Raw genomic sequence first — 17479 nt, forward strand, 5'->3', positions numbered from 1 at the left:
GGAGCTGCTCTACCCTCCCATTGCGCCAGTGTTCACTGGCAGAGTCGGGCAGGGAAGGCATCGGCATGGCCGAACACGAGCATGTGCGGGTGGCGGTGGTCGGGTCCGGATTCGGTGGGCTGGGGGCCGCCGTACGGCTGCGGCGCGAGGGTGTCACCGACTTCGTCGTGCTGGAGCGGGCCGGCAGTGTGGGGGGCACCTGGCGGGACAACAGCTATCCGGGGTGTGCCTGCGATGTGCCCTCCCACCTGTACTCCTTCTCCTTCGCGCCCAACCCGGACTGGCCGCGCACCTTCTCCGGGCAGGACCACATCCGCGCCTATTTGGAGCATGTGACGGACGTCTTCCGGCTCCGCCCGCACATCCGCCTCGACTCCGAGGTGAAGCGGATGACCTGGGACAGCCAGAAGCTGCGGTGGGACATCGAGACCGCCAGTGGCCATCTCTCGGCCGACTTCGTCGTCTCCGCCACCGGGCCGCTCTCCGATCCCAAGATCCCGGACATTCCCGGTCTGGACTCGTTCCCGGGCAAGGTCTTCCACTCCGCCCGCTGGGACCACGACTACGACCTGAGCGGCAAGCGGGTCGCCATGGTGGGGACGGGAGCCTCGGCCATCCAGATCGTGCCGGCCGTCCAGCCGCTCGCCCGGCAGGTCACGCTGTTCCAGCGCACCCCGCCCTGGGTGCTGCCCCGCGTGGACCGGGCGATCAGCGGCGCCGAGCGCCGGCTGCACCGGCAGCTGCCGTTCACCACCCAGGTCCGGCGCGGACTGCAGTGGGGGATCAGGGAGTTGCAGGTCCAGGCATTCACCAAGCGCCCGGGTGTGCTCGGTGCCGTGGAGCAGTTGGCCAAGCGCAACATGGCCCGTGCCATCAAGGACCCGGCCCTGCGCGCCAAGCTCACCCCCGACTACCGCATCGGCTGCAAGCGGATCCTGCTGAGCAGCACGTACTACCCGGCGCTCGCCCAGCCCAACGTGGACGTGGTCGCGAGCGGACTCAGCCGGGTGGAGGGGTCGACGCTCGTCGCCGCCGACGGCACCGAGGCCGAGGTCGACGCGATCGTCTTCGGCACGGGCTTCCACGTCACCGACATGCCGATCGCCGACCGGGTCGTCGGCGCGGACGGGCGGACGCTCGCCGAGGCGTGGAAGGGCGGGATGGAGGCGCTGCGGGGTGCCTCCGCCGCCGGCTTCCCCAACTGGATGAGCATCATCGGGCCCAACACCGGTCTGGGGAACTCCTCGATGATCCTCATGATCGAGTCCCAGCTGAACTACCTGGCCGACTTCGTGCGGCAACTCGACGTCCTCGGCGGCCGGGTGGCCCTCGACGCCCGGCCCTCCGCCGTGCGGGACTGGAACGACCGGGTGCAGGAGCGCATGGAGCGCACGGTGTGGAACACCGGCGGCTGCACCAGCTGGTACCTGGACGCGAACGGCCGCAACAGCACGATCTGGCCCGGTACGACGACCGAGTTCCGGCGGGCGACCCGGCGGGTGGACCTCGCCGAGTACGAGGTGCTGCGGGTTCCGGCGCACGCGGAGGTGACCGCCGTATGAGCCGTCCGACGCACGTCGTGTCCGGGCCGTACGCCCCACCCGTCCCCGTGCACGAACTCACCGCACTCTCCGCCGACGGCGCGCGTCTGCACGTGGAAGTGCACGGTCCCGACGACGCGCCCCCCGTCGTCCTCGCCCACGGCTGGACCTGTTCCACCGCGTTCTGGGCCGCCCAGATCCGCGAACTCGCCGTGGACCACCGGGTCATCGCGTACGACCAGCGCGGCCACGGGCGCAGTCCGGCGAGCCCGGCCTGCAGTGCGGACGGGCTCGCCGACGATCTCGAAGCCGTACTGGAGGCGACCCTCGGGGCGGGGGAGAAGGCGGTGATCGTCGGTCACTCCATGGGCGGGATGACGGTGATGGCGGCGGCGGGGCGTCCGGGGTTCCGGGCCCACGCGGCCGCCGTCCTGCTGTGCAGCACCGGTTCGTCGCGGCTGGTCGCCGAGTCGACCGTCGTACCGATCCGGGCCGGGCGGCTGCGCACCTGGCTGACCCGGCACGTCCTCGGGGCGCGGGCGCCGCTCGGACCGGTCACGCCGCTCGCCCGGCGGATCCTCAAGTACGGGACGATGGGCCCCGGTTCGGCCCCGCACATGGTGGAGGCGTGCGCGCGGATCGTGCACGCGTGCCCGCGCAAGGTGCGCCACGCCTGGTCGCAGGTCCTCGATCTGCTCGATCTGGACCACGGTGTACGGCAGCTCACCGTGCCGACGGCAGTCGTCGTCGGTACGGCCGACCGGCTCACGCCTCCCGTGCACGCACACCAGTTGGCCGCAGCGCTGCCCCACTGTCTCGGAGTGACCGAACTGCCCGGCGTCGGCCACATGACGCCCATCGAGGCGCCCGAGCCGGTCACCGCGCGGATCCGGGAACTCGTCACCACCTACGTCCAGGTCAAGGAGGGCGCATGAGCAGGGTCGGACTCGACGGACAGGTCGCGGTCGTCACGGGGGCCGCGCGGGGTGTGGGCGAGCTGCTCGCCCGCAAGCTGTCGGCGCGCGGGGCGAAGGTCGCGCTGGTCGGCCTGGAGCCGGACGCGCTCAAGCAGCTCTCGGAGCGGCTGCACGGCGACAGCGACCACTGGTACGCCGACGTCACCGATGACGAGGCGATGGCCCGGGTCGCGCGGGAGGTCAAGGAGCGGTTCGGGAAGGTCGACATCGTGGTCGCCAACGCCGGGGTCGCCACCGGCGGGCCCTTCGTCGACTCCGATCCGCAGGCGTGGCGGCGGGTGATCGAGGTGAACCTCATCGGATCGGCCGTCACCGCACGGGCGTTCCTGCCGGTGCTGATGGAGAGCCGCGGGTATCTGCTGCAGATCGCCTCCCTCGCCGCGATCACCCCGTCGCCGATGATGACCGCGTACTGCGCGTCCAAGGCCGGTGTGGAGGCGTTCGCGCACAGTCTGCGGGCCGAGGTCGGTCACAAGGGCGTGCGGGTCGGGGTCGGGTATCTGTCGTGGACCGACACCGACATGGTGCGCGGGGCCGACCAGGACGACGTCATGCGGGAGCTCAGGCAGCGGCTGCCGTGGCCGGCGAACAAGACGTACCCGCTGGGGCCGGCCGTGGAGCGGATCGTGGCCGGGATCGAGCGGCGGTCGAGTCATGTGTACGGGCAGGGGTGGCTGCGCGGGATGCAGGGCATGCGGGGGTATCTGCCGGGGCTCATCGGGACGGTCGGGCAGCGGGAGATGCGGCGGTTCGGGGAGCGCCTGGAGGGTATGCGGGTGGGACTCGTCGGTGCAGGTGGGGCCGCAGATGAAGAGGCTCGCGCTACGCACCGTGACTGATCGAAATGCGTTCTTTGTCCGGGCGTGTGAATCTGGTCGAGGCCCCGGCCAGGGGCCTTTCCCCTCACCCCCACGGGAGTGAACCCACATGGGTATGAAGGACCAGTTCCAGGAGAAGTCCGAGCAGTGGAAGCAGCAGGCCAAGCAGAAGGCCGAGCAGGCCAAGGAGCCGGGCCAGCGGGGTCGTCCGGGTCAGGGCCAGGGCCCGGACCGCGACCGCATGCGGGACGAGGAGAGCGAGCGGCTCCAGCGCGAGGAGCAGGAGCGGCTCGACCCTGACTACGAGATGTAGTCACTGCTTGAAGTGCGGGGTGCCCTCTGTTTGTCGGGAGGGCACCCCGCGCTTTTGTGCGCCGAGACAGGTTCGTTGTCGGCTGTCGGCCGGTGGGGCTTCTCGCGCAGTTCCCCGCGCCCCTAAAGGCGCTCACTGCGCCCTTTCTCAAGACCTCGGCGGAAGCTTCGGCCTTGATCTGTCCGGTACGTCACGGTAGTTGGGCGGCGTCGCCGGGGGGTTCGTCTGCAGTAGGTCCAGGGCCAGCCGTACCGCGTCGTCCAGTTGGGCGTGGCGGCCCTCCGCCCAGTCGAGCGGGGTGCGGAGGATCTCCAGGTCCGGGGGTACGCCCTGGTTCTCGATCGACCAGCCGTACTCGTCGAACCACGCCGCGTTCATCGGTACGGTGATCACCGTTCCGTCGCCGAGCTGGTGGCGGCCGGTCATGCCGACCACTCCGCCCCATGTGCGCTGGCCCACCACGGGACCGAGATTCAACAGCTTGATCGCCGCCGTGATCATGTCGCCGTCGGAGGAGGTCGCCTCGTCGGCCAGGGCGACCACCGGGCCGCGCGGGGCGTTCGAGGCGTACGACACCGGCTGGGCGTTTCTCGTCAGGTCCCAGCCGAGGATCTTGCGGGTCAGTTTCTCCACGACCAGCTCGCTGATGTGGCCGCCCGCGTTGCCGCGTACGTCGACGATGAGGGCGGGGCGGGAGACCTCCATCCGCAGGTCCCTGTTGAACTGGGCCCAGCCCGAGCCGCCCATGTCGGGGATGTGCAGATAGCCGCACCGGCCGCCGCTCAACTCCCGTACGACGACACGCCGTTTGGCCACCCAGTCCTGGTAGCGCAGGGGGCGTTCGTCCAGGAGCGGGACCACCGCCACCCGGCGGGCCCCTCCGGCGGGTGGGGCGAACGTCAGCTCCACCGTCGTACCGCCCGCCGCCGCGAGCAGGGGATAGGGGCCCGCGACCGGGTCGACCGCGCGGCCGTCCACGTGGGTGAGGACCGCGCCCTCGCGGATGCCCGTGCCGGCCAGCGGGGAGCGTGCCTTGGAGTCCGAGGAGTCGCCGGGGAGGATCCGCTTCACCGTCCAACCACCCTCCCTGAGCACGAGGTTCGCACCCAGCAGGCCCTGGCGGCGCTGGTAGTGCGGTGGGCCCTCGTTGCGGCGGGCGGCGGTGACATAGGCGTGGGAGGTGCCCAGTTCGCCGAGGACCTCGCGCAGGAGGTCGGCGAACTCGTCGGGGGAGGCGACCCGTTCGACCAGCGGGCGGTACTGGTCGAGCACCGCGTCCCAGTCGATGCCGCACATCCCCGGTTCCCAGAAGTACGACCGGATCAGGCGGCCCGCCTCCTCGTACGACTGGCGCCATTCCGCGGCCGGGTCGACCTCGTGGAGGATGCGGCGCAGGTCGATCCAGACGGTGGTGTCGCTGTCGCCGGACTCCGTGGCGGGGGCCGCGCGCAGCTCGCCCTCGTCCACCACGACCAGCCGGGAGCCGTCGCCGCTGACCGCGAACCAGTCCAGGTGCTCGACCAGTTCGGTCTTCTTCGCCTTGCCGATGGCGAAGTGTTCGAGGGTCGGGCGCTCGGAGGTGTCGTCCGGGTTCACGAAAGTCTCACCGAGGGCGCCTGAGATCGGCCAGCGCAGCCAGACCAGGCCGCCGCCCGCGACCGGGTACAGCGCCGAGTACTTCGAGGCGGGGACCGGGAACGGGGTCACCCGGCTCTCCAGCCCTTCGAGTTCGACCGTCACGGCCCCGCCCTCGCCGCTCTCGTCCTCGACCGGGTCCAGGCCTCCGGCGGCCGGGCGGCCCTCCGGGTTCAGGGCGAAGGGGGAGGGGGTCGCCGAGGACAGCGGGACCAGGTAGGGCCGGCAGCCGAGCGGGAAGGACAGGTCGCCGGTGTGGACGTCGTACACCGGGTCGAAGCCTCGCCAGGAGAGGAAGGCCAGGTAGCGGCCGTCCCGGGTGAAGACGGGGTTCTCGTCCTCGAAGCGGCCGTTGGTGACGTCGACGATCAGACGGTCCTTCATGCGGGCCATCTTGATCTGCCGCAGGGTGCGGCCGATCCCCGGGTGCGACCACGTCAGCCAGGAGCCGTCCGGCGAGAAGGCGAGGTCCCGCACCGGCCCGTTGACCGAGCGGATGAGTTCGGTGACCTCGCCGTCGGAGTCCTCCGTAGCGTCGAGAAGGAGCAGGCGTCCGTCGTGCGAGGCGATGGCCAGGCGCTCACCCCGCGGATCCGAGACCAGCTCCAGCACCCGGCCCAGCTCGCCGGACGCCAACCGTCGCGGCTCGCGGTCACCGGTGGCGCGGGGCAGATACGCGATCTCGACGGCGTCCTCGCCCTCCGCGTCCGTCACGTACGCGACCTGGCCGACGGGACCGAGCATCTCCGGTAGCCGTACCCGTACCCCCGGGGTGTCCGTGATCGTGCGGGCCGGGCCGTCCCGGTGGGTCAGCCAGTACAGGCTGCCGCGGACGACGACGGCGCTCGCGCGGCCCGTCTCGTCGACCGAGATGCCGTCCACGTGCCGGGCGGCGGGCACCTGGTACGTACGGCGGCCCGCGCGCGGCCCGCTCAGCCGTACGTCGAGCTTGCGGGCCTCGGACGAGAGGTCGTCGACGATCCACAGGTCGCCCCCGCACTGGTACACCACCCGGGCGCCGTCGCTGGAGGCGTGGCGGGCGTAGAAGGCGTCGTGATCGGTGTGCCGGCGCAGGTCGGAGCCGTCGTGGGCGCAGGAGTAGAGGTTGCCGACGCCCTCGTGGTCGGAGAGGAAGGCGATCCGGCCGCCGACGAACATGGGGGAGTGGAGGTGGCCGCCGAGGTCGGGCAGCAGGCGTTCGCCGTGCAGCCAGAGCCGGCCCGTGGCGCCGCCCCGGTAGCGCTTCCAGGCGGCCGGTTCGTGCGGTGGGGTGCCGGTGAGCAGGAGGGTCTTGCGGTCGGCGACCTGGATGTCGGAGACCGGGCCCCAGGGGAGCTTGCGGCCCGGGGAACCGTCGGTGGGGACCTTGTACGCCCACGTGAAGTAGGAGAAGGGCTCGCCGTGGGAGGCGACGGCGAGGATGGTGCCCCCTGTTTCTCCCTCGACGGGCGTCCACCCGCAGACCTGGGTGTCCGCGCTGCCCCAGTAGGTGAGCCGCCGGGCCGGCCCGCCGTCCACGTCGGCCAGGTGGATCTCGGGCACGAGACTGCGCCAGCTCGTGTACGCGATGTGGCGGCCGTCCGGCGAGAAGCGCGGATGGCCGACCTTGGTGCGGTCGACGGTCAGACGCCAGGCGCGGCCGGGACCGTCGAGAGGAGCCAGCCAGAGATCGTCCTCGGCCACGAAGCACAACAGGTCGCCGCTCAGGTGGGGAAGGCGCAGATAGCTCACCTCCCCATGCTTTTCCGGGGGATGGACCGGAGCAACTTGTGAAAATTCGGCCGACGGGGACCTGCGGTGACCTGGGGTGATGCACGACACGAACGAAACCGTTTCGTTTCGCTGAGGAATGCGCTACATTCGTGTCGTACGAAACAGTGTCGTTCGAAGTCCCGGAGCTGAAAGGGTGAGTGACATGACCGAGGTCTCGACCGCGCGTCGCAGCCGCATCACCCCCGAGCGTGAGGCCGAGCTGTACGAGGCCGTGCTCGAACTGCTCCGGGAGGTCGGCTACGACGCCCTCACCATGGACGCCGTCGCCGCACGCACCCGTTCCAGCAAGGCCACGCTCTACCGCCAGTGGGGCGGCAAGGCCGAGCTGGTGGCGAAGGCGGTACGGCACAGCAAGCCTGGCGGTAGGGGTTTCGAAGAGATCGACACCGGGTCCCTCAGGGGCGACCTGCACGCCGTCACCATGCGCTCGGACGACTGCACGATGGAGCAGAACTCCGCCCTCATGCGGGGTCTGGCCATGGCGATCCACGGCAACCCGGATCTCCTGAAGGCGTTCCGCGAGCACCTCATCGAACCCGAGATGGCGGAGTTCCGCGGACTGGTGCAGCGAGCGATCGACCGGGGCGAGGTGCGCCCCGACAACCCGGCGATCGAGTTCATGATCCACATGATGATCGGCGGGTTCGCGGCCCGCACGATGATCGACGAGCTGCCGCCGACCCAGGCCTTCCTCCTTTCGTACATCGACGCCGTGGTCCTCCCCGCACTCGGCGTTGCGCACGACTGACCCACAGTCTCCCCAGCAAGCCCTCCACCTGACGTAACCGCTCACGTCGTCGGGCTGATCATCCCTGCCCTTGGGCCGTGTCGCCCTGGACCCACGACCTGACCGGGAGTACGCCTTCGTGGCCACTTTCCTGTACAAACTCGGCCGCCTCGCCTTCCGGCGACGGCACTTCGTCGCCCTGATGTGGGTGGCCCTGCTGACCCTCGCGGGCGTCGGCGCGATCAGTGCGCCCGCCGCCGGAACCACCTCTTTCTCCATCCCGGGCACGGAGGCGCAGAAGGCCTTCGACCTGCTGGAACAGCGTTTCCCCGGGGCCAGCGCCGACGGCGCGACCGGACGCATGGTCTTCAAGGCGCCCGAGGGCGAGAAGATGACCGACGCCGCCCACAAGGCGACCGTCACGAAGACCGTCAAGGAACTCGGTGACGGATCCGAGGTCGTCTCCGTCACCGACCCGTTCACGACCAACGCCGTGAGCAAGGACGGCACGGTCGCCTACCTCTCGGTGAAGTACGACGCTCCCGCCGTCGGACTCAAGGACGCGACCAAGGACGCCCTGGAGACCGCCGGTGACGAGGCCCGGGCCACCGGTCTGACCGTCGACGTAGGAGGCGACGCGCTCCAGGCCCAGCCCGACGCGGGGGGAGTCGGCGAGGCCATCGGTCTCGCCATCGCCGCGGTCGTCCTGGTCATCACCCTGGGCTCGATGATCGCGGCCGGACTGCCGCTGCTGACCGCGATCATCGGCGTCGCGATCGGCGTCTCCACCATCACCGCACTCGCCAAGGCACTCGACCTCGGCACCACCACCTCCACGCTCGCGGCGATGATCGGCCTCGCGGTCGGCATCGACTACGCGCTGTTCATCGTCTCCCGCTACCGCGCCGAGCTGGCCGAGGGCCGCGACCGCGAGGAGGCGGTGGGCCGGGCCACCGGCACCGCCGGTTCCGCCGTGGTCTTCGCGGGCCTCACCGTCGTGATCGCGCTCGCCGGACTCGCGGTCGTCAACGTGCCGATGCTGACCAAGATGGGCCTCGCCGCAGCGGGCACCGTCGTGATCGCCGTCCTCATCGCGCTGACCATGATCCCGGCGCTGCTCGGATACGCGGGCCGCAAGGTCCGCCCGGCGGGCGAGAAGCGCAAGAAGACCACCGGGACGGCGCCCGCGAAGCCCAACCTGGGCACCCGCTGGGCGAGCTTCGTCATCCGCCGCCCGGCCGCCGTGCTGCTGCTCGGTGTGGTCGGCCTCGGCACCGTCGCGCTGCCGGTCAGCCAGTTGGAGCTGGGCCTGCCCGACGACGGCTCGCAGCCGACGTCCACGACCCAGCGCCGCGCCTACGACCTCCTCTCGGAGGGCTTCGGCCCCGGCTTCAACGGCCCCCTGATGATCGTGGTCGACGCGAAGAACAGCGACGACCCGAAGGCCGCGGCCACCACGGTGACCGACGGCATCAAGGGCCTCAAGGACGTCGTCACGGTCACCCCGGCGACCTTCAACAAGGCCGGCGACACCGCGACCATCACGGTCGTCCCCGACTCCAAGCCGTCCTCGACCCGGACCGAGGACCTGGTGCACGCCATCCGTGACCAGGGACCCGACGTCAGGTCCGACACCGGCGCGGACGTCCTGGTCACCGGCACGACGGCGATGAACATCGACTTCTCGCAGAAGCTGACCGATGCCCTCATCCCGTACCTGGCCCTGGTCGTGGGCCTCGCCTTCCTCCTTCTGATCGTGGTCTTCCGTTCGATCCTCGTCCCGCTGAAGGCGGCCCTCGGCTTCCTGCTCTCGGTGCTCGCCGCGCTCGGTGCCGTCGTCGCGGTCTTCCAGTGGGGCTGGCTCGGCGGTGTGCTCGGCGTCGAGGAGACCGGCCCGATCATGTCGATGATGCCGATCTTCATGGTCGGCGTGGTCTTCGGGCTCGCGATGGACTACGAGGTGTTCCTCGTGACCCGGATGCGCGAGGCGTACGTCCACGGCGAGTCCCCGAGCCAGGCCATAGTCACCGGCTTCAAGCACAGCGCCCGGGTCGTGGTCGCCGCCGCGGTCATCATGATGGCCGTCTTCGGAGGCTTCATCAGCTCCGGCGAGTCGATGATCAAGATGATCGGCTTCGGCCTCGCGATCGCCGTCTTCTTCGACGCGTTCGTGGTCCGCATGGCGATCGTCCCCGCGGTTCTCGCCCTGCTCGGCCGCCGCGCCTGGTGGCTGCCGAAGTGGCTGGACCGCGCGCTGCCCAACGTCGACGTCGAGGGCGAGGGACTGCGCACCCGGGCGGAGAAGGACACGGATCCGGACGAGGACCGGGAGTTGGTACGCGTCTGACGCACGCCGCGTGAGAGAGGAAGGCCGGTGAGGGAGGTGCCCTCACCGGCCTTCCTCTGCCGTGGGCCGGCCGAGATAGGTGACGGGCCCCGGATCCGGTACCGCGATCTCGTGAAAGCCGAGACGGTCGTAGAAGGCACGCGCGGGCGTGTTGGCGGACACCATCGACAGGTGTACGGCGGCCACGCCCCGCTCGTGCAGCGCGCGCAGGAAGCTCTCCATGAGCGCGCGCCCGTATCCGCGCCCCTGCCACCCGGGGAGCAGATCGATGTGCAAGTGGGCGGGATAGGCGGCGACTTCGGGCACGAGCATCCGCTCGGGGCGGTGCAGGAGCGCGACGATCTCCTCGTCGGCGGTCTGCGGCTCGTGGCGGGGCTCCGGGTAGCGGTCGGCCACGAGAGGCAGCCACGTCGTGCGGTAGTCCGCCACGAACCGGGGCGTGTCGGCGGTCCCGACGATGTACCCGACCGCCTGTCCCTCCCCGTCGTCCAGCACGAAGGCCAGCTCCGGTTCGAGATGGACGTACGGCGCCGCGAAGGCCGCCGGGAAGACGCCGGGGTCCTTGTAGTGCGGGCGGCTGTCCCGGCCCGCGTGGGCGGTACGGACGCAGATGTCCTCGACGGCGTCGCGGTCCTGGGGGCGGTAGGGGCGTACGGCGGGAGACGGGGTCATCGCAGCATCCTGCCGCTTCTGCACGGCAGGACGCCACAACAAGCCCGGTCCCCGCTGTCCGACGGGGAATTCGGTCGTGACCTTTGTATCCGGCAGCTAACCTGCCGGGCATGACGCCTTCGGACTCTGGAGCCCACCGTTCCTCTGGACCGAGCAGGAGTAAGTCCGCTCAGCCGCACGCCCCGAACGGTCTTGGGCGCACTGGTCCCCGGCGTACTCAACCCCGGGGCAGCGACACGCATCCTGTACGTGGTCCGATCCCGGGAGGCCAGCTCCCTGTGCGATCTGGCCGGATGAGCACGGCCAGAGGCGACGGGGAGGCCCTGAACCATCACTCCGGTGGAGCAGGGGCCCCGCACGCTGGCACCGCACCAAGCGTCCCAGATCGCAGGATCACCGTAGCCCGAACGGCCCACGGCGCCGCAAGCCAGGGCGCCGATCATCACACGATCGAGCTAACTCGACCTCGCGCCGATCGTTCGCTGCTCGGACACGAGTTGGTCTGGGCCGCCGCCGGCAATCCGCACGCCGTGTTCCCGATCGCGCCCAAGGACCTGGTCGCCCGGGCCGGTGCCACTCTCGTGGACGTCCGCGAGCCCACCGCGTGACCCCGCTCGTCACCGCGGCCGTGCTCCTCGCCGCGGTCACGCACGCCAGCTGGAACGCCATCGCGCACCAGATCACCGACAAGCTGGTCGGGTTCACGCTGATCTCGGGCGGGGGGATGCTCATCGGGCTGGCGATCATCCCGCTCGCGGCGGTCCCGGCGGCGGGCGCGTGGCCGTATCTCCTCGCCTCGTCCTGTATCCACATCGCCTACTACGCGCTGCTGATGAAGTCCTTCCGACTCGGGGACTTCGGGCAGGCCTATCCGATCGCGCGCGGCACCGCGCCCCTGGTCGTGACCGTGCTGGCCGCCCTCTTCGCGCACGAGGTGCCGGACGGGTGGGCCGCCGCCGGAATCGCCCTCTCCTGCGCCGGACTGACCGGCGTCGCGCTGTGGGGGCTGCGCGGCCGTCGGCCGAACTGGGCGGCGATCGGCGCCGCGTTGGCGACCGGGCTGACCATCGCCGCGTACACCGTCGTCGACGGGCTCGGCGTGCGCGCCTCCGGTTCCTCGCTCGGGTACATCGCCTGGCTGATGGCGGTGCAGGGGGTCGTGATCCCGGCGTACGCCCTCACGCGGTGGCGTGGCCGATCCGTCGCCGTACTGCGGCCGTTCGCAGGCGTCGGGCTCGTCGGTGCCGCCCTCTCCGTGGCCGCCTACGGGTTCGTCCTGTGGGCCCAGACCAAGGCCGAACTCGCCCCCGTCGCCGCTCTGCGCGAATCCTCGATCATCGTCGGCGCGGCCATCGGCGCCGTGTTCTTCAAGGAGCGGTTCGGGGCGCCGAGGATCGTCGCGGCGGGGCTGCTGGTCGCGGGCATCGGGCTGATGCTGCACGCCGGTTAGCCGTCCGTCCCGGGGGCTTTGTCCCAAGCGCTGTCCAATTCCGGCCCAACGTCGGCTATTCGTTTGCCGACTTGCCTATGCCTTGACGGTCCGTTCCCTGTGCGTTCAGGCAGAGGTCCGTGGCTGGGTCGTGTGGCGTCCCTAAGGTCCCAGCGGACCGCGAAAGAAGGGACGCAAGGGACTCATGGACGCACTCCACGCAGTCCGGGCCCGAGGGGTCACCAAGTGCTTCGGTGACGTCGTGGCGCTCGACGGTGTCGACCTGGATGTGACGCGGGGACAGATCCACGGTCTGGTCGGGCCGAACGGCGCCGGCAAGACCACCCTGCTCGGGCTCCTGCTGGGCCTCGCCGTCGCCGACGGCGGGCAACTGGAGATCCTTGGTGTGCCGGTCGGGCGGGCCTTCGCCGCTCCCGACGGAGTCGCCGGATTCGTGGACGGGCCCGGTCTCTACCCCTCGCTCACCGCCCGGCAGAACCTCACCGCGCTCGCCGAACTCCGGGGCCGGCAGGCCCGTACGGCAGGCATCGACGACGTGCTCGACCAGGTCGGGCTCACCGATGTCGCCGACGACAAGGCCCGCGGCTTCTCCCTCGGCATGCGCCAGCGGCTCGGGCTCGCCGCCGCACTGCTGACCCGGCCACGGCTGCTGGTGCTCGACGAGCCGTCCAACGGCCTGGACCCGGCCGGTAAACGGCATGTGCACGGAGTCCTGAACCGGCTCGCCGCGGACGGCACGAGCGTCGTGCTCTCCAGCCACCGTATGGACGACCTGGAGGCCCTGTGCTCCGAGGTCACCATCCTCGCGTCCGGGCGGGTCGTGTTCTCGGGGCCGCTCGGCAAACTGGCCGCCGAGAGCCGTGAACTCGACTACCGGGTAAGGACGTCCGACCCGGAAGCGGCGCGACGGCTGGCCGACGGCACGGACGGCGTCCGGATCGCCGATGACACCGGACGGCAGACGCGGGACGTCGACGTGCTCGTCGTACGCGCGCTGGTGCCCGCTCTCGACGAACTGGTGGCGCGGCTCGTGACGTCGGGCGTCGCGGTGCGCGAACTCGCGCCCGTCGTCTCGCCCTTGGAGGCCGCGTTCCTGGCCCTGACCGAGGACCAGGAGGCCGGCAGATGACCACCACCCTCACCGCGTCCCCCACCCCCGTGCGGCCCGTCTCAGTGCCGCGGAGCTACCGCTTCGAACTCGTCAAGCTCGTCTCGCAGTGGCGGATCCGCCTCCTCGTGCTCGCCTGCTGGATCGCGCCGGGGCTCTTCGTCGCCGGGGTGAGCGAGCAGAGCACGCTGCCCACCGACACCCTCTTCGGCCGCTGGATGCACGCCACCGGGTGGGCCGGACCGTTGGTGATGCTCGGATTCGCGGGCACCTGGGCGCTTCCACTGCTGACGTCGGTGGTCGCCGGTGACGTGTTCGCCGCCGAGGACCGGCTCGGCACCTGGCGGCACCTGCTGGTGGCGGTCCGCTCACCGCGGCGGATCTTCGTGGCGAAAGTGCTGGCCAGTGGCACCGTCATCCTGCTGCTCGTGACCGGGCTGGCCTGCTCCAGCGCCGTGGGCGGGCTCGCCTCCGTCGGCAACCAGCCGCTCGTCGGCCTCGACGGCCATCTGTTGAGCCCCTCCGATGCCGCCGGCAGGGTCCTGCTCGCCTGGCTCGCCGCCCTCGCTCCGACCCTGGCACTCGCCGCGATCGGCCTGCTCGGGTCGGTCGCCCTCGGACGGTCCCCTATGGGGCTGCTGCTGCCCCCGCTGGTCGCGCTCGGCATGCAGGTCGCCCAGATGCTGCCGCTGCCCGTCGCCGTACGCCTGGCCCTGCCCGGCTACGCCTTCCTCTCCTGGAACGGCCTGTTCACCGCCCCGGCCCAGCTCGCCCCGCTGCTGATCGGCGTCGCCGTCAGCCTGGCGTGGGCCGTGCTCGCGACCGTACTGGCCCATCTGCTGTTCCTCCGGCGGGACTTCACCAACCTCGCCTACGACGGTGCCGGGCGCCGGGCGTTCACCGTGGGCGTGCTGCCCCTGGCCGCGCTGACCGCTCTCACCGTCGCGGTGATCGCCACCGCGACCGACTCCTCGGGCATCACCCAGGCCAAGGTCCAGCGCTCCCTCGCCACGGCCTTCGCCCACCTCTACCGCCTGCAGACCGAACAACTCCACCGCCCCGCCGTCACCGAGGCGCAGCTCAAAGCCTCGGCGGCGTGCACCAAGAGCGACGGCCAGGCCGCTCAGCAGGGGGCGGGCAATGACTGGCGGTGTGTCGTGACCTGGCACCTGCCCGGCGTACCGGTGGCGGGGACGGCTGTCTATCAGCTGGACGTCGGATCGGACGGGCGGTTCGTCGCTGACGGCGACGGACCGAAGGAAGTGAACGGCTACTTCCTGGTGCGGACCTCCACCGGGGACGCACCGAACCCGTTGTGGCAGTTCGACGGCAACGTCGAGCTGCTGGACACCACCTCGAAGGGATAGTCCCATGCAGGTAACTCGGCAGCGCCGGAGCAGCGAGAAGGTCAGACGTCTCAGCCGTCGGACCACGCTGGTGACGGCCGGTATCGCCGTCGCCCTCGGTGTCACCGGCACCGCGGTCGCCTCCACCTATCAGTTCGGCACCCAGCAGGTCGCACAGAACACCGCCAAGGGGCAGGTGATCTCCAGCGACCAGTACCTCAAGCCGTACGGCAGCCGGACCGTCATCAACGACGGCAAGATCATGTCGTCCACGGTCAGCCCGGACGGCACCCACCTCGCGGCCGCGGTCGCCGACGGTGACGCGGCACTGGTGATCATGGACCTCGCGACCGGGCAGGTGAAGCAGAAGATCGGCGCCAACGCCGCGGACGACCTGCGCATCAGCAGCGGCGCGGTCGGCCAGGAGGGCCCCGCCTACTCGCCCGACGGCAAGCAGCTGTGGCTCGGACAGGCGAACGGCTACACGAAGTTCACCGTGAACGCGGACGGCACCCTCTCCACCCCGACGGCCGTCCCCATCCCGGCCGTCGGCACCCAGCAGGCCCTGGTGGGCGCCGCGGTGTTCTCGGCGGACGGCTCCACCGTGTACTCCGCGGTCAACGGCCAGAACCGGGTCGTGGCCCTCGACGCCGCCACCGGGACGATCCAGCAGAGCTGGGCCGTCGGCAACGCCCCGCGCGGCCTCGCCCTGGTCGGCGGCAAGCTGTACGTCAGCAACGAGGGCGGACGTCCGGCCAGGCCCGGCGAGACCACCATGAACTCCTACGGCACCCAGGTGCCCGCCGACCCCGACACCGGCGCCGCGACCACCGGCACGGTCAGCGTCATCGACACCGGCGCGGGCAAGGTCGTCCGGACCATCGACGTGGGTCTGCACCCGACCGCCGTGTACGCGAAGAACGGCACGGTGTTCGTCACCAACACCGCCGACAACAACGTGTCGGTCATCGACACCCGCAAGGACAAGGTCGTCCAGACCATCGCCACCCAGCCGTGGCCCGAGGCGAAGGTCGGCTACGAGCCCGACGCGGTCACCCTCACCGACGACGGCCACCTGCTGGTGACGCTGGGCCGCGCGAACGCGGTCGCCGTCTACCGGTACAAGTCCGCGCAGGAGCCCGCCAGTTACGTCGGCATGCTGCCCACCGACTACTTCCCCGCCGAGATCACCACGGTCGGCAAGACGGTCGTCGTCTCCAACACCCGTGGCATAGACGCCCGCCGCCCCACCACCGCCACCGGCCACGGCACCCACGACACCACGTCCAGCCTCACCCAGTTCACGCTGCCGAGCGACCTCGTCATCAGGTCCCAGACGGCCAAGGTCTTCCAGCAGAACGGCTGGACGCCCGGCTCGGTCACGACGGCCAAGGGGACGAGCCACGCCAAGCCGGTCCCGGTCCCGGCACGACTCGGCGACCCCTCGACGATCAAGCACGTCTTCCTGCTCGTCAAGGAGAACCGCACCTACGACCAGGTCTACGGCGACCTCCCGCAGGGCGACGGCGACCCGGCGCTCACCACCTTCGGCGCGAACGTGACGCCCAACCAGCACGCGCTGGCCCAGCAGTTCGGCCTCTACGACAACTTCTACGACATCGGCACCAACTCCGCCGAGGGCCACAACTGGCTGATGCAGTCGGACAACCCGGAGTACACCGAGTCCTCCGCCGGTGAGTACACGCGCAGTTACGACACCGAGAACGACGTCCTCGGCCACCAGAAGTCCGGCTTCATCTGGACCGGCGCGCAGGCGGCCGGCAAGTCGGTCAAGGACTTCGGCGAGTTCCAGTCGACCGAGTCCAAGCCGGCCGGGGCCAACTGGCAGAACCTGTACTGCGACAGCAAGAACATGGCCGCGACCGGGGCGCAGACCCAGTACCCCATCCAGACCGGCTCGGCGATCCCCTCGCTCAACAAGGTGTCCGTGCAGGGCTTCCCGATGTTCGACCTCGACGTCCCGGACATCTACAAGGAACAGATCTGGCAGCAGGACTTCGAGAAGAACGGCCCGGCGAACCTGAACATGTTCTGGTTCTCCAACGACCACACCGGAGGGCCGGCGAACGCGTCCGCCGAGGTCGCCGACAACGACCTCGCGGTCGGCCGGATGGTCGACAAGATCTCCCACAGCAAGTACTGGAAGGACTCGGCGATCTTCGTCGTCGAGGACGACTCCCAGAACGGCCTCGACCACGTCGACGGCCACCGCGCCCCCGTCCAGGTCATCAGCCCGTACGCCCAGCACGGCACCGTGGACAGCCGCTACTACACGCAGATCACGATGATCCGCACCGTCGAGCAGATCCTCGGGATCCACCCGATGAACCAGAAGGACAGCGCGGCCACACCGATGTACGGGGCCTTCACGGGCAAGCCGGACACCACCCCGTTCACGGCGGTCCCCAACCGCACTTCGCTGACCCTCGGAGTGAGCCCCACGCCCTCCTGCGGCGCGGACACCCCGGCCGCCCAGGACGCCGACGCGGCCCCCGCTCCGACGTCCGCCGCGGTGCCGCAGGCCAAGCAGGAGCTCGCGGCGCAATGGAAGACCTGGGCCTCGCACCAGCGGCTGACCGGCGCGCACGCCGTGCCGGACTACGCGAACGCCGAGCAGATGAACCGTTACACCTGGTACCAGACGCACGCCTGGACCAAGCCGTACCCGGGCGACAGCAAGGTCTTCGCGCCGAACGACGTACCCGGCGCCTACCTGCCGTCGGCGGAGTCCGACGGCTGACACCCTCTTCC

At 70.5% G+C, this 17479-nt stretch carries 12 protein-coding genes and 1 pseudogene; 11 read left to right on the top strand and 2 right to left on the bottom strand.

All coding sequences use genetic code 11. From position 1 onward, the window contains the following. Positions 1-65: 65 nt before the first annotated feature. From BFN33_RS33490 to BFN33_RS33505, 4 genes are all read left to right on the top strand, one after another. Positions 66-1562 carry an NAD(P)/FAD-dependent oxidoreductase gene (locus BFN33_RS33490; protein WP_069763934.1) on the top strand — a complete coding sequence of 499 codons (1497 nt, stop codon included), beginning with the start codon at positions 66-68 and terminating at the stop codon, positions 1560-1562. Further along, the gene (locus tag BFN33_RS33495) at positions 1559-2476 is read left to right on the top strand and encodes an alpha/beta fold hydrolase (protein WP_069763935.1); all 918 of its coding nucleotides are present in this window, start codon (positions 1559-1561) and stop codon (positions 2474-2476) included. Before BFN33_RS33490 ends, BFN33_RS33495 begins: the two co-directional genes overlap by 4 nt. Further along, complete coding sequence (locus BFN33_RS33500) at positions 2473-3357, top strand: SDR family oxidoreductase (RefSeq protein ID WP_069763936.1); 885 nt, start codon at positions 2473-2475, stop codon at positions 3355-3357. Before BFN33_RS33495 ends, BFN33_RS33500 begins: the two co-directional genes overlap by 4 nt. An 88-nt stretch (positions 3358-3445) precedes the next feature. Continuing rightward, positions 3446-3649 (top strand): hypothetical protein, encoded by a 204-nt coding sequence (locus tag BFN33_RS33505; RefSeq protein WP_069763937.1) that lies wholly within the window; start codon positions 3446-3448, stop codon positions 3647-3649. A 147-nt stretch (positions 3650-3796) separates the two neighbouring features. On the opposite strand, the gene BFN33_RS33510 is transcribed toward BFN33_RS33505, so the two are convergent. Then, positions 3797-7015, bottom strand: a complete 3219-nt coding sequence (locus tag BFN33_RS33510) for a S41 family peptidase (protein ID WP_069763938.1) — start codon at positions 7013-7015, stop codon at positions 3797-3799. Between the two features lie 184 nt (positions 7016-7199). On the opposite strand from BFN33_RS33510, the gene BFN33_RS33515 reads away from it, so the two are divergent. Continuing rightward, positions 7200-7805: a TetR/AcrR family transcriptional regulator gene (locus BFN33_RS33515; protein WP_069763939.1), complete on the top strand. Its 606-nt coding sequence runs from the start codon at positions 7200-7202 to the stop codon at positions 7803-7805. Between the two features lie 118 nt (positions 7806-7923). Continuing rightward, entirely contained in the window at positions 7924-10131 is a 2208-nt protein-coding gene (locus tag BFN33_RS33520) for an MMPL family transporter (protein ID WP_069763940.1), read from the top strand. A gap of 42 nt (positions 10132-10173) precedes the next feature. Here BFN33_RS33520 and BFN33_RS33525 read toward each other — a convergent pair whose 3' ends face one another. Continuing rightward, positions 10174-10803 carry a GNAT family N-acetyltransferase gene (locus tag BFN33_RS33525; RefSeq protein WP_069763941.1) on the bottom strand — a complete coding sequence of 210 codons (630 nt, stop codon included), beginning with the start codon at positions 10801-10803 and terminating at the stop codon, positions 10174-10176. A 458-nt stretch (positions 10804-11261) separates the two neighbouring features. Between BFN33_RS33525 and BFN33_RS50400 the strand changes: the two are divergent. The 5 genes and pseudogenes from BFN33_RS50400 to BFN33_RS33545 form a co-directional block, all read left to right on the top strand. Beyond that, positions 11262-11411 (top strand): annotated as a pseudogene (locus BFN33_RS50400) (YbaK/EbsC family protein); the annotation flags it as partial. Next, a complete protein-coding gene (locus tag BFN33_RS33530; protein WP_069763942.1) occupies positions 11408-12253 on the top strand; it encodes a DMT family transporter in 846 nt (281 codons plus the stop codon). The pseudogene BFN33_RS50400 and the gene BFN33_RS33530, both read left to right, overlap by 4 nt. Positions 12254-12437: 184 nt before the next feature. Continuing rightward, positions 12438-13382, top strand: a complete 945-nt coding sequence (locus BFN33_RS33535) for an ABC transporter ATP-binding protein (protein WP_069763943.1) — start codon at positions 12438-12440, stop codon at positions 13380-13382. Beyond that, positions 13379-14728, top strand: coding sequence for an ABC transporter permease (locus BFN33_RS33540; protein WP_069763944.1), 1350 nt, complete (start codon positions 13379-13381; stop codon positions 14726-14728). The genes BFN33_RS33535 and BFN33_RS33540 overlap by 4 nt, the downstream gene beginning before the upstream one ends. A 4-nt stretch (positions 14729-14732) precedes the next feature. Further along, entirely contained in the window at positions 14733-17468 is a 2736-nt protein-coding gene (locus tag BFN33_RS33545; RefSeq protein ID WP_069763945.1) for a bifunctional YncE family protein/alkaline phosphatase family protein, read from the top strand. Positions 17469-17479 lie beyond the last annotated feature (11 nt).

Source organism: Streptomyces sp. LUP47B (assembly GCF_001746295.1).
Taxonomy (GTDB): Bacteria; Actinomycetota; Actinomycetes; order Streptomycetales; family Streptomycetaceae; genus Streptomyces.

Coding starts and splice junctions, on each gene's coding strand:
- BFN33_RS33490 (WP_069763934.1), top strand. CDS start 66: ATGGCCGAACACGAGCATGTGCGGGTGGCGGTGGTCGGGTCCGGATTC.
- BFN33_RS33495 (WP_069763935.1), top strand. CDS start 1,559: ATGAGCCGTCCGACGCACGTCGTGTCCGGGCCGTACGCCCCACCCGTC.
- BFN33_RS33500 (WP_069763936.1), top strand. CDS start 2,473: ATGAGCAGGGTCGGACTCGACGGACAGGTCGCGGTCGTCACGGGGGCC.
- BFN33_RS33505 (WP_069763937.1), top strand. CDS start 3,446: ATGGGTATGAAGGACCAGTTCCAGGAGAAGTCCGAGCAGTGGAAGCAG.
- BFN33_RS33515 (WP_069763939.1), top strand. CDS start 7,200: ATGACCGAGGTCTCGACCGCGCGTCGCAGCCGCATCACCCCCGAGCGT.
- BFN33_RS33525 (WP_069763941.1), bottom strand. CDS start 10,803: ATGACCCCGTCTCCCGCCGTACGCCCCTACCGCCCCCAGGACCGCGAC.
- BFN33_RS33535 (WP_069763943.1), top strand. CDS start 12,438: ATGGACGCACTCCACGCAGTCCGGGCCCGAGGGGTCACCAAGTGCTTC.
- BFN33_RS33540 (WP_069763944.1), top strand. CDS start 13,379: ATGACCACCACCCTCACCGCGTCCCCCACCCCCGTGCGGCCCGTCTCA.
- BFN33_RS33545 (WP_069763945.1), top strand. CDS start 14,733: ATGCAGGTAACTCGGCAGCGCCGGAGCAGCGAGAAGGTCAGACGTCTC.